The organism is Candidatus Cloacimonas sp. (assembly GCA_035403355.1).
Lineage (GTDB): Bacteria > Cloacimonadota > Cloacimonadia > Cloacimonadales > Cloacimonadaceae > Cloacimonas.
Genome location: DAONFA010000013.1, coordinates 1 through 12,730, shown reverse-complemented (window position 1 = coordinate 12,730; position 12,730 = coordinate 1). Strand labels below are relative to the sequence as shown.

12 protein-coding genes are annotated in these 12,730 nt (G+C 39.3%); 3 read left to right on the top strand and 9 right to left on the bottom strand.

Annotation, left to right across the window (positions count from 1 at the left end; all coding sequences use genetic code 11):
• Nucleotides 1-3 precede the first annotated feature (3 nt).
• On the bottom strand, nt 4-1,143 hold the full coding sequence (locus PLE33_04705; GenBank protein ID HPS60543.1) for a DNA methyltransferase: 1,140 nt from the start codon (nt 1,141-1,143) through the stop codon (nt 4-6).
• A gap of 622 nt (nt 1,144-1,765) precedes the next feature.
• On the opposite strand from PLE33_04705, the gene PLE33_04700 reads away from it, so the two are divergent.
• The 3 genes from PLE33_04700 (at nt 1,766) to PLE33_04690 (ending at nt 3,629) form a co-directional block, all read left to right on the top strand.
• Nucleotides 1,766-2,029: a hypothetical protein gene (locus PLE33_04700; GenBank protein HPS60542.1), complete on the top strand. Its 264-nt coding sequence runs from the start codon at nt 1,766-1,768 to the stop codon at nt 2,027-2,029.
• Between the two features lie 253 nt (nt 2,030-2,282).
• Nucleotides 2,283-2,720: a GNAT family N-acetyltransferase gene (locus PLE33_04695; protein HPS60541.1), complete on the top strand. Its 438-nt coding sequence runs from the start codon at nt 2,283-2,285 to the stop codon at nt 2,718-2,720.
• A 3-nt stretch (nt 2,721-2,723) separates the two neighbouring features.
• A complete protein-coding gene (locus PLE33_04690) occupies nt 2,724-3,629 on the top strand; it encodes a phosphatidylglycerol lysyltransferase domain-containing protein (GenBank protein ID HPS60540.1) in 906 nt (301 codons plus the stop codon).
• Nucleotides 3,630-3,649: 20 nt separating this feature from the next.
• Here PLE33_04690 and PLE33_04685 read toward each other — a convergent pair whose 3' ends face one another.
• The 8 genes from PLE33_04685 to lptB form a co-directional block, all read right to left on the bottom strand.
• Nucleotides 3,650-5,002 (bottom strand): glucose-6-phosphate isomerase, encoded by a 1,353-nt coding sequence (locus PLE33_04685; GenBank protein ID HPS60539.1) that lies wholly within the window; start codon nt 5,000-5,002, stop codon nt 3,650-3,652.
• A complete protein-coding gene (gene ptsP / locus PLE33_04680; protein ID HPS60538.1) occupies nt 5,003-6,736 on the bottom strand; it encodes a phosphoenolpyruvate--protein phosphotransferase in 1,734 nt (577 codons plus the stop codon).
• Nucleotides 6,737-7,000 (bottom strand): HPr family phosphocarrier protein, encoded by a 264-nt coding sequence (locus tag PLE33_04675; GenBank protein HPS60537.1) that lies wholly within the window; start codon nt 6,998-7,000, stop codon nt 6,737-6,739.
• On the bottom strand, nt 6,969-7,958 hold the full coding sequence (gene hprK, locus PLE33_04670; protein ID HPS60536.1) for an HPr(Ser) kinase/phosphatase: 990 nt from the start codon (nt 7,956-7,958) through the stop codon (nt 6,969-6,971). The genes PLE33_04675 and hprK overlap by 32 nt, the downstream gene beginning before the upstream one ends.
• Before the next feature lie 234 nt (nt 7,959-8,192).
• Entirely contained in the window at nt 8,193-8,729 is a 537-nt protein-coding gene (gene raiA, locus PLE33_04665) for a ribosome-associated translation inhibitor RaiA (protein ID HPS60535.1), read from the bottom strand.
• Nucleotides 8,730-8,744: 15 nt separating this feature from the next.
• Entirely contained in the window at nt 8,745-10,151 is a 1,407-nt protein-coding gene (gene lpdA, locus PLE33_04660) for a dihydrolipoyl dehydrogenase (protein HPS60534.1), read from the bottom strand.
• Nucleotides 10,152-11,609: an RNA polymerase factor sigma-54 gene (rpoN, locus tag PLE33_04655; GenBank protein HPS60533.1), complete on the bottom strand. Its 1,458-nt coding sequence runs from the start codon at nt 11,607-11,609 to the stop codon at nt 10,152-10,154. It abuts the gene before it with no gap.
• The gene (gene lptB / locus PLE33_04650) at nt 11,606-12,355 is read right to left on the bottom strand and encodes an LPS export ABC transporter ATP-binding protein (protein ID HPS60532.1); all 750 of its coding nucleotides are present in this window, start codon (nt 12,353-12,355) and stop codon (nt 11,606-11,608) included. The genes rpoN and lptB overlap by 4 nt, the downstream gene beginning before the upstream one ends.
• Nucleotides 12,356-12,730 lie beyond the last annotated feature (375 nt).

Genomic DNA, 12,730 nt, shown 5'->3' with positions numbered 1-12,730 from the left:
TGTCTATTTCTTCTTAAAAAGCATTACATATTCATGTTTAAATACATAAAAACCACCTACCAGTGCTCTATAACGCCAAAGCTCCTGTTGATTTCTTTTTGCCCGGGTTTCTTCAAAGTTCTTCACAATAATACTTTTAAGCAGGTAACCACTATTTAAGACCTCTTGCATACAGTAAAAGCCCAAAGGTATCCATTCTCCTTTGGAATACTTATCGCCAATAACCAAAATGAGATAGCGTCCTTTTTCCAAATAGGGCGTTACATTATCAACCACTCCTTTAAACATTTTCAGGAATTCCTCTATCGTCTCAGCATTGGAAAGGTCATTTTTGTCATCTTTAGAAAATTTGATAATGTCATGATAAGGCGGATGCATAATAAGAAGCTGAACTTTTTCCGTAGCATATTTATTTAAAGTTGGCTTAATGTCTATCGTTCTGCTGTCACCGATAAGTATATCACTAACTACATTATATTTATTCGGTTCTGTTTTTATTAGTTGTTCTGCCTTGCTTGCAACTTCTGCATTCAATTCTATCCCTATTCCATTTCTTCCCAATCTTTTACTTTCAATAAGCGTAGTTCCACTTCCTAAAAAAGTATCTAAAACCCAGTCCTCTTTTTTGGTATATCTCAGCATCATTTGATGGGGAATTTGTGGAACAAAATTACCCCAATACCAGCCCAAATGAGCTCCGGAAGTATTTCTTTTATCAAACAGCCACAAACTATCGGTTAGGATTTCGTCATATTCTTTCCAGCGAAGCAGATTGATATCGTTAATTTTGCTTGTTTTTTCCTTTTTTATTCCATTTATTAAACGCTTCAGGTAATATTGTGCTCTCTCCAATGTCTGGGATTCCAAAATTTGCTCCAGTTCGGAAAGGAGAATATCTCTCCGCAAAGAAATTGTATCTCCGTTTGCCTCAATATTTAAAAGTCCCTCTTTATCTTTGCTATAATTGGTTATAATCGCTTTCAATTTAGTAACTCTGTTTTTCGTCAGGTCTAAATTAGATGTTTTTTGAATCTCTGCCAGGACTTCTATCATCTTAACCTGATTTAATATAACCCAAACTGAAGATTTTGGATTATCTTCAAAAATAGGTATTGTGAGTTGACTTGCTTCATCTATCTTCATGTTTTCTATTTCCTGCTTATTCGTAATGTAAAACCTTTATGGCATAATTGAGATAGCGGTCAAGCTCTTTTTTTAATGCGCAGGATTAGAGGATTTATGGATAAACCACAGAAATTATTTCACGCAGATGACGCAGATTACGCAGATTTTATAGCTCTCACAGATTACACAGATTTCACAGGATTTCACAGATTAAACGGATTGTAATGATTTATACCGAGTTAAGAGTTTTTTAGTGCGCTAAGTGGTCTTGGAGTTTTGGGATGGAATAAGGGGTGTAATTTTTGCGGTCAGGGAAAGAAAAAAAACCGCGATTGCGGAAATAAATCAACATAATGAGTAAAAAGTTCCACAAATTGCCTCAACCATAAAAGGCACCTAATGTCGTATCTGTATGTATTATATTCGGTTACAAGTGCCTAAAAGTTTGGCACAGCTATTGCTCTCTTAAAATAACGAATCTCAAAAACCGGTACCCCCTTACCGGTTAGTGACTTTTCCCCCAAAAGTCACAATGTGCGACCTCCTAAGTCAAAGACCTAAGCCCCTTCCTTGGAAGGGGTTTTTTTTTCTAAGAGAAAAAGAGGGTTTTGAACAAAGAGGAAAAGAGGAAAAGAGGATTTTGAACAAAGAGAAAAAGAGAGAAAAGAGGTCTTTTGAACAAAGAGAAAAAGAGAGAAAGAGAAAAAGAGAAAAAAGAGGTTTTGAACAAAGAGGAAAAGAGGATTTTGAACAAAGAGAGAAAGAGAAAAAGAGAGAAAGAGAAAAAGAGGAAAAGCTGATTTTTGAACAAAGAGAGAAAGAGAAAAAGAGAAAAAGAGAAAAAAGAGGACTTTTAACAAAGAGAGAAAGAGAAAGAGAAAAAGAGAGGAATGAAGAAGGGTGAAATATCAAGAAGAATTTAGGTTTATCTTCAAATATTCGTTTTCTAATCTTTTATCTGTGTTATCAGTGAAATCTGTGAGAGTTATAAAATCTGTGTTATCAGTGAAATCTGTGAGAGTTATAAAATCTGTGTTATCAGTGAAATCTGTGAGAGCTATGAAATCTACAAAATCCGTGAGAGCTACAAAACGGTGCTTGACAAAAATTAGCATCTTCATCCATAGTTAATAACAGAAGAATATAAACACTGTTAAGTGGCAGGATGTAAATATATTATGATTCAGGCAAGTTATAAAATTGTGCACGAAACCGATGCAAAAGCTGTTTTAGAGCTCTATTTGCAGGCGGGGTGGTGGAAATCGGAAGATGGGGAGCAAGATTTGGATGTTATTGCCCAAATCGTTGCTAATTCCTTTTGTTTCGTTATTGCTACGGTAGATAATAACATTGTAGGTATGGGACGAGCCATCAGTGATGGTATCAGTGATGCCTACATTCAGGATGTAACTGTGCGGAAAGAATATCGTGGCAACGGGTTCGGCAAAGGCATTATTCGCACTTTGGTGAATTATTTGAAGGATAATAAACTGCAGTGGATAGGGCTAATCAGTGAGCCGGGTTACGAGGGTTTTTACGAGGGTTTAGGTTTTAAAGTTATGACTTCTTACACGCCATTTTTACTAAGTGAATAAGCAATGGAAGGTTTGCATCTGATAACTGAAGAGCAGATACCTTTGCTGCGGGATTTTTTAGCTCGGTATCCACGCCGGAATTGCGATTTTAATATAACCAATCTTCTTGCCTGGGGAAAAATATATGGAAATCAGTATCTTCTCTGGCAGGATAACCTGGTTATTTTCAATCCCAAATATCAGAATGTCTGTTTTCCTTTAGGGGATAATTATACGGCGCGGGATTTGGCTGATTTGGTGTTGCTTTTTAAGCAGGAATATCCCGAAGCGGAGTTAAATATCATTCCAGAAGAGTATTATGCAAAAACTCCTGAACTTAACGATTACTTTGAAATCCAAGAGGATAGAGCTTGGGCAGATTATGTTTACAGCATAGACCGGTTAGTTAATCTTTCGGGCAAAACTCTGGCGAAAAAGAAGAACCTGATTTCTCAATTTATCCGTGCCTATCCTGATTATCAGGTTTTGCCTGTAACCAGCGATAAATTTGATGTGCTATTGCGTTTTACCTATAAATGGAAAAGAGAACGCAGCGCTGAAGGAATTTATCTGATGACGGAAATTAAGGCAATTGAAAACGCTTTGGCAATGTGGGACCTTTTACCTGCAGAAGGTATTATTATTTGCCTGCACGATAAAATTGCTGCGTTTTCTATCTTTTCTCCTCAGACACAGGAAATGGTTACAGAGCATTTTGAAAAGTTTGACCCCGATAAAAAAGGTGCTGCTCAATTAGTTAACTGGGAAACGGCAAAATACCTGCAAAAGCGATATAAATATTTGAATAGAGAACAGGATTTAGGGCTAATAGGGTTACGACAGGCAAAACTTTCCTATCAACCGGAGTTTTTAGTTAAGTTTCTGGTTTCTACACTTAAAACCCAATCCGATGTATTGCAAGAAGGGTAGCAGCTATTTCTATATACTGGTTAGGTTAAGCCGTGCTCCTGTTTATACTTATCAATTTCAGCTCGTTCCTGGTCGTAGCCCTTTTTATTCATCAAAGCGTAGGTAGCTATTTTTCCGGCTTCCACTCCGGGTTGGTCTAAGGGATTGATGCGAAGAAGTTTACCGGTAAAAACCGTTTGGATTTCATAGAGCATAATGAATTGTCCCAGGTTGTATTCATCAATTTGAGGAAAGACAATATTACAGTTAGGACGCATTGCTTTGCTGAGGGCAATTTCCGTAGCAAATCGTTCTGCGTTAAGCAGTTCGGAAAGTTTCCTGCCACCTAAATAATTCACCTCTTCTCTTTCAGGATGCAGATTTGGGATAGTGTAATCGTGTTTAAAGTGTTCCACGGTTAAGAAAGTGAAGACCTTATCGCTGGGACCTTCAGTATAGAGTTGCACCTGAGAATGTTGATCGGTGGTTCCTAATGCTTTCACAGGTGTTTGTCCCACATAAATTTCTCTGCCTTTGATGTCCTTTCGTTTACCCAAACTTTCAGCCCAGAGTTGACGATACCAATCGGCAAGAGCATAAAGGGAATTGCTGTAGGGCATCATAACGCTGATATTTTTGCCCTGGCGGTAATAGAGAAAATGAATTAGTCCGTTAAGATAAGCAGGATTTTTCCAAATATCGGGATTTAAACAAATTTCCCGCATATCTTTTGCCCCTTGCAGCAATGCTTTAAGATCAATTCCGGTAAAGGCAGAAGAAAGCAAACCCACATCGGAGAGAACGCTAAACCTGCCTCCCACATTATCTGGAACGGTAAAACCAGAATAGCCCTCCTGGTTAATTACCTGTCTTAAAAACCCCTTTTCTTTGTCCGTAGTGATAATAATCCGTTTTTGGTAGTCCTGCGGGAATTTGCGTTTAATTATATCTGCCACAATCATATAACCAGCCATTGTTTCAGCTGTGGTTCCGCTTTTAGTGATAACATTCACAATAGTAGTATTCAAGTTTATTTGGGACAGGATTTCGTAGAGAAAAACGGGGTCAACATTATCATAAACAAAGAGCTTACGGGGTAATTCCGCCTCCGTTTTCAAGGCAGAATATAAGGCATTATTGCCTAAAGCGGAGCCACCAATGCCTAAAACCAGCATTGTATCAAAAGCGGGATTAAGCTTAGCGATAAAATCGTCTATATGCTTTGTAGAGCAATCCGGTAAAGCATAAAATCCCAAAATATCAGCTTTGCGGTCTGCCATAATTTCGTTATGGGCATTTTTTCCCAGCTCGGTATATTCCTGCAATTTTTCAATCGGCAAATTGCCGTGCATCTGGCAAGAAGCCAATAGATTGTGATATTCGTAGCGTAGCATTTATTCCTCCGTATTTTGATAATAGGGTTTTAAGTCCTTTTCCAATAGTTGTTCCACTGCGGAGAGAGAACTGTTAAAATCCAGGTTTTCGGTTAATGTAAAAAGTTTGGCATCGCATTTATGCACAATGGCTTTAATGGCAAAAAAGCTACCCGGATTTACACTTAATTCCCGAATACCCATTCCAATTAAAAGGGGAACATATTTTGGTTGAGAAGCCATTTCTCCGCATACGGAAAGCGGGGTCTGATATTTAGCGGCATTTTTTACCGTTAGTTTAATCAGCCCAAGGACGGCAGGATGATGTTGAATATAAAAAGATGAAACCATTTCATTATTACGATCGGAAGCTAAAGTATATTGCACCAGGTCGTTAGTTCCGATACTTAAAAAATCACACTCTTTAGCTAATGCATCCGAGCAAAAAGCTGCAGAGGGAATTTCTATCATTGCTCCCAAGGGAATTTCGGGATCAAAGGGAATATTTTGGTTAGAAAGTTCCTGCTGGCACTTGTGGACAAATTCTCTGGCTTTAATAAAATCCTCTACATCCATCACCATCGGAAACATAATTTGGATTTTGCCGAAAGCCGAAGCTCTTAAAATAGCTTTCACCTGAGAGGAAAAAATATCGGGATGGGATAGCGAAAATCTTATTCCCCGATTACCCAAATAGGGATTTTCTTCCAAGGTTTCGGAATTTACGGGAGCAAGTTTATCTCCCCCCAAATCAAAAGTTCTAATAGTAACCGGCAAAGGTTTCATTTGAGCAGCGAATTTGCGGTAGATGGCAAATTGTTCATCTTCAGAAGGCAAACTTTGTTTTCCCAGATATAAAAATTCGGTTCTAAATAAACCAATACCCTCGCAAGGTAATTTACTGATAATATTTAATTCTTCCGGCACTCCGGCATTGGTTAAAAGCTTAATTTTGATACCGTTTAAGGTTTCAGCTTCTCCTGATTGTTGTTGTTTCAGTTGTTGCTGTAAGACCTCTTCCTGTTCAGCTTTCTGCCGGTAATATTTCAGGGTTTTCGCATCCGGATTGATTATTAACAAACCGGAATAGCCATCCACAATTAAGAGTTCATTATCTTTCACTTGCTCTAACACATTGGGAATATTGGCAATAGCCACCATACCCAAAGCCCGGCAAAGAATTGCAGAATGGGAATTATAACTGCCTTTGGCTACAATGTATGCTTTAATGCCAGCTTGAGCAATTTTGCCAACCAGAGAGGGCACAATTTCAGTGAGAAGGAGAATATGGTCTGCATTCAATTTGTGTTGCAGGGTGTTTCTGTTTCCGGCTAAGGCATTTAACAAACGCAAAGAAACATCACGATAATCGGCAGAGCGCACGGCAAAGGTCTCACTTTTCATTGTGGCAAAATGCCTGATAATATTGTTAAAGCACTCAGCAACCGCTTGAGTGGCAAATTGCAGTTTATTCTGAATGGCAGTTGTCAGCTGTTTATAAATTTCGGGGTCATTCAAAATTTCCAGCTGGGTGGAGATTATTTCTGCTTCGTTGGGGGGTAATTTACTGGAATGGAGTTCCTGGTTAATTTCTTCTTCAACGGCAGTAAGGGAATTCTGCAAACGGGAGATTTCCCTGGAGACCTCAGCTGCGGTAATATTTCCCGATTCAATTTCCGGTTCCGAAAGAGCAATATGCAGCGAGAAACCGATAACAATACCTTTATTAAGAGAAGTCCCCTTCAATTTTTGCATTTATTCTCCAAAGCCGTTTTCCATCATTTCTTTAATTTCCGCCAGCAGATAGTCCTCATCTACCCCATCGGCAATCAGCAAAAGTTTGGAACCGCATTCTGCAGCAAGCATCATAACGCCCATAATGCTTTTTCCGTTTATTTTCATCCCGTCCTTTTCAATAAAAAAATCACTACGGTATTTAGTGGCAGCTTTAACTAACAGGGCTGAGGGTCTGGCATGCAGACCCAGTTTATTTGTTACTGTCACTTCTACCTGTTTCATCGCTCTTGCCTTCAATGTTTTTTTGCATTGTTTTTTTGCGGATTTCTTCGTTTATTTTACGGCTAAAGTCCTCAGCTGCATCATAGCCCACACCTTTCAAAATCATATTCATTGCAGCAACTTCCACAATAACCGATACATTTTTTCCCGGAGAAACAGGCAAATAGATGATAGGTATTTTTACTCCCAAGTGTTCGGCATAGTTATTAACCATCCCGATGCGTTCGTAATCCATATTTTCCTGCCAGGGCATAAGTTCAATCTGCAGGTCTATGGTTTTTTGTTTACGGGTATGAGCAATGCCAAAAACACGCTCTACATTGATACAGCCCACACCTCTAATTTCCATAAAGTAACCGAATTCGCGTCCCGGCTTACCAATCAATTGATCGTCAATATAACGCAAAGTTATTAAATCATCACCTACCAAGCTGTGTCCGCGATGCACAAGGTCTAAAGCGCATTCGCTTTTCCCGATTCCGCTTTTTCCGGTTAGCAAAATGCCCAAGCCGAAAACATCTATCAAGGTTGCGTGCAGGGTTTTCTCCAAGGCAAAAATATCCTGCAAATAACGGGAAAGATTGGCTATTAAGTTTATTGTAGTAAGCCGACTGGAGAGGAGAGCAATGTTTAGTTCGTTGGCAATGTATTCAATAACCGGCGGCAGGGAAAGCCCTTTGGAGATAACGATGCAGGGAATATCCATTTTGAACATATCCCGAATGCGGTAGAATAAATCTTCCTCCCGTAAACTTTGTAAATAGCGAACTTCGGTTTCACCCAAAATTTGCACTCTATCGTAGGGGAAAACTTCCAGGTAACCTGCCAAAGCTAAGCCGGGACGATTGATATGAGGTGAACCGATTTTTTTGTTCAGGGTTTCGGGATCGGTTATCAAAGATAATGCCAGGTCTTTCTTTTTGGCATCAAAGAAGTCACGAACGGTAATTTCTTTCATTTAAGTTCCTCACTTATTTTCCGGGTAACCCTATAAACAAGGCAGTGAAATAAATATCCACTTCCGGCATTAGGGTTTCCGAATTCCAATTCGCTATCGGGAACGAAGGCAGTTATCCTTTTTCGGTAAGCGAAATTCGGTTACTCATAACGCACTGCTGATATAGGGCAGCAGCAAAAAAAGAAAAAGAGCTGCCGAAAAAATAACTTCGGCAGCTAAAAAAATACTGAACCATTATGGTTCAAGCAGTTTATAAACCTCGTGGTCTTTGGTTACCAGAACATTTATCCTGTCGCTTTCAATGTTCTTAAAAATCAGGAAATCCTCTTTGCTTGCTTCCAACTTTTCCACGGCTTCGGACAAACTGAGGGGTTCAGTTACGACTCTTTTGGTTTTTATAGTTTTGCGAACCTTGTTTTCAGAATCAACCTGAAAATCTGTGGCGTGGGAATATGTTTCAAATTGTTGTTTTAGAGCACGTTTCTGGTGATCCGTAATGCGATCTTTCAGTTTTTTAATTTGTCCTTCCATCTTTTCCACAGCGTTGTCTATGGCAAGATACATATCCATTTCTTCTACTTCGCTTTGAAGAGAATATTTAGCGGCGTGAAGCGAAAGTTCACAGATGTTGCGGCTGTTTTCCAAAGCCAGAGTAATATGAACATTGATGATATTGTCAAAATACTTGTTCAGTTTGGAACAAGCTGTTTCCACATAATCACGGATAGCTTTGGTCAGCTCAAAATGGCGGGCTGTAATAGTGATCTGCATTTGGGATTCCTCCTTTTAGATTTTGTGAATGGAAATATTTTGCAGGTCTTCCATTGCTTCCATAATTGTTTCTGCCAGAGTGGGATGGGCAAAAACAACGGAATCAATGTCTTCTGCCGTATTGTGATTGGCAATCATTATAGCTCCCTGAGCAATAAGTTCTGTAGCATTGGGACCTATAATGTGCATTCCGACAAGTTCTAAGGTATCTTTACGGGCAATGGTCTTTACAAAACCTGTTGTATTACCCATTGCTACTGCTTTTCCGTTTGCCGAAAAAGGAAATTTCCCCACTTTCACCTCTCCGAAAATTGCTTCAGCATCTTTTTGCAGATAGCCGACGGAGGCAATTTCGGGATGCGTAAAAGTGCAACGGGGAATATTTATATAGTTGAGTGGTTCTACCGGAGCTTCATATTTATCGGGATAGATTCTGGAAGCAATATGTTTTGCAGCAATCAAACCTTGTTTACTTGCCGTATGAGCAAGTTGCAGTTTTCCTGTTACATCACCGATAGCATAGATTTTATCATAATTGGTCTGCATTGTTTCCTCAATAACGATTGCCTCTCTATTTGTTTTTAGTTCCATTTTTTCCCATTTAATATTGTTTAAGGGTTTTCTGCCCACGCACATCAGAACCTTATCTGTTTCAAAACAAGTGTTATTATTCAAGTGCAAAATCAGGCGATTTCCTTTTTTCGTTATTTGTTGCACTCCGGTATTAGTAAGCACTTTCACTCCGTTTTTTTTGAACTGCAAAGTCATTCGTTTGGAGATTTCTTCGTCTTCTGTAGTTAAGATGCGAGGTAAAAATTCTATAATGGTAACTTGCACGCCAAAGGCAGAAAAAATGGAGGCAAATTCACAACCGATAACACCTCCGCCAATAATAGCCAGCTCTTTGGGCAGTTTCGTCATTTGCAGAATGCCTGTGGAGGAAAGGATATCCTTTTCGTCTATTTTAATTTCGGGAAGTTCTCTTGCTTCGCTGCCGGTAGCTAAAATCAGATACTCGCAGCTATAACTTTCTCCTTCCAAAGTTGTTACGATGTAATTTCCGGCTTCATTTTTAACTGAGAAAGCGGTTGCTTTTACAACCGGAATATGCTGTCTGTTAAAAAGAAATTCGATACCACCGACTAATTGTTCTACAACGGCATTTTTGCGTTGCCAGAGTTTGCTGTAGTCCAAAGCAAATTCAGCTTCAGGTAAGCCCCAATTAGCTGCAGACCGCATTTCCGTATATAATTCCGCACTTTTTACCAAAGCTTTGGTAGGTATGCAACCCCAGTTTAAACAGAGTCCACCCAGCCGTTCTTTTTCTATAACCATACAGGTAATTCCATATTGAGTTAGGCGGATGGCAGCTTCATAGCCACCGGGACCTCCTCCAATAATAATCACTTGAGTATGTTGCATTTATTCTCTCCTGAGATGACTGTTCAAAATGCCCAATTCATCTCTGTATTTGGTAATAATTCTTCTGGAAATATTAAGTCCTTCTGCTTTTAAAAGTTCCACCAGTTCCTGATCGCTATAGGGCTTTTTTTTGTTTTCTGTTTCAATTAAATGAATCAAGTGCGATTTAACTTTTTGCCGGGAAATGCTTTGATAATCATCATCAAAGCCAGCGGTGGAAGTGAAGAAATCTTTGAAAGCATAAATCCCGTAAGGGGTTTCCGCATATTTATGTTTCACTACTCTACTGATAGTAGATTCGTTAACTCCCAGGTCTCTGGCAATTACAGCATAAGTGAGAGGTTTCATTTGTCCCGTTCCCAAATAAAAGAAATCATATTGATGATTGATTATGGAAAGGGAAACGCGTTCCAAAGTTCTCATTCGCATATAGATGGATTTTATTAAAAATTTAGCGGAATTGATGCGTTCGCGCACAAATTGCATCGTCTCTTTGTCAAAATAGCCCCGGTTAATCATTTTCCGGTAACGGGGACTGATAATAATATTGGGAGTGATATGGTCGTTGATGATAATTTCATATTTACCGTCAATCAGTTTCATTGTTACATCGGGAAAGACATAAACGGCATTAGTAGAAAGTATTCGTAATCCGGGTTTGGGATCAAGCTTGGAGACCTGTTCTTTGGCTAATAGAATGGTTTCTTCCGAAACACCGTAAGCAGAGGCAATTTTTTGGTAACGGCGGTGAATAAGATTTTCAAAATGTTCCGAAATCAAGCCCACCAAAATGCGATTTTGCTTTTGTTCTTCCGTAAGTTGAGCCAGCAAACATTCTGCCATATTACGGGCGGAAATACCTTGGGGATTTAGGGATAGAATTATTTTATGCAGTTCTTCAGCCCGTTCAGGGGTAAGATCATATTTTTTTGCCAGATTATTGAGGTTAAAACCTTTGGGTAAAAAGCCGTAACTATCACACGAATCAAGCAAATCAGTAATAAAATCTGTTTCGTCTTCCGGTAGCTCAAAAGGGTATAGTTGCTCCAGAAATTTATCTTTACCGTTTTCTTCATAGCGGATAAGTGATTCTGTATGTTCTGTTTCACTATCGGAAGACCAGCTTTCGTAACCGGAGTGATATTCATTCCAGTTATCCAAAATATCTGTCAATTCCTGTGCTTCTGCCAAGGTTTCCAAATGGCTTGTATTTGTATCGCTTTCTTCAATTGGAGTAGGGCTTTCGGGAGTTGGTTGGGCAAAATTGCCTTCGTCAATATCATCTTCATCTTTCTCTTCCCGCAATTCCAGTAAAGGATTATTCACCAGTTCCTGCTTAATATAACTTTCCAGCTCCAGAATCGGCAAGGCAAGCATTTTCAGGGATTGCAGCATTTTTGGCTTAAGAGCCAATTCCTGTTTTTGCTTCAACGAGAGATATTGTTCCATTGCACTCATAGTTGTTGCTCAAAAGGGCTTTCCAGAAATCTTTCGCCCAAATATACTTCCTTGGCTTTTTCGTCGTTTATCAGTTCCAGGGAAGAACCTGAAACAATAATTTTTCCTTCATAGATAATATAAGCCCGATTTACAATTTTCAAAGTTTCCAAAACATTGTGGTCGGTAATCATTATGCCAATATCTTTACTCCGCAATTTAGCAATAATATCTTGAATATCAGCCACGGCAATAGGGTCAATTCCGGCAAAGGGTTCATCCATAAAGAGAAAAGTAGGGCTTGTTACCAGAGCGCGAGTAATCTCCAGCTTTCTTCTTTCGCCTCCGGAAAGAGTGTATGCCTTCTGTTTTGCCAAAGGAGTTAAACCCAATTCTTCCAACGCTTCCTGTAAACGGTTTTTTTGCTCTTTCCGGCTGATTTTAAGGGTCTGCAAAATAGCCAGAATGTTTTCTTCAACCGTCAATTTGGCAAAAATAGAGGGCGCTTGAGCCAAATAGCCCAAACCTAAACGCGCTCTTTTATACATTGGCTTGCGGGAAATTTCCATTTCATCGTAATAAACCTTGCCCTGATTGGGTTTTGCCAAACCGATAATCATATAAAAAGTAGTGGTTTTACCTGCTCCATTAGGACCTAAAATACCCACAACTTCTCCCTGACTCATTTCCAGAGAAAGGTCATTTACAACGGCTCTTTTTCCGTATATTTTTACGAGGTTTTGTGCTCTGATTTGGTGCTTATCCATAATAATAATACTATAGAAAATGCCCTTTTTTTGTCAAGAAATACTTGCAAGTGGATTGAATTTTGCTAAAAAATGAACCCGACAGGGGACATAAAGCAATGCTGATTTCCTGTCAATCCACCTTTTACGCTTTATTTCCGCAATGGTGACCTCCTGGTCAACCCCGGAATTTTCTCCATAACATTCCGATATGACTCCCGTATCGTTCCGGTATCGCGATATGGGATTGATACGGGAATCTCATCCGCGGTATAGGACAAACAAGAAGGATTAGTTAATCAACTATTTTTGAAAGGAAATAGGGTAGTTGCGGCGGGTATGCTGTTTGTTTTGACTCTAAACCGATTCTTTTTGTGGTTGCAACTATATGCAGAA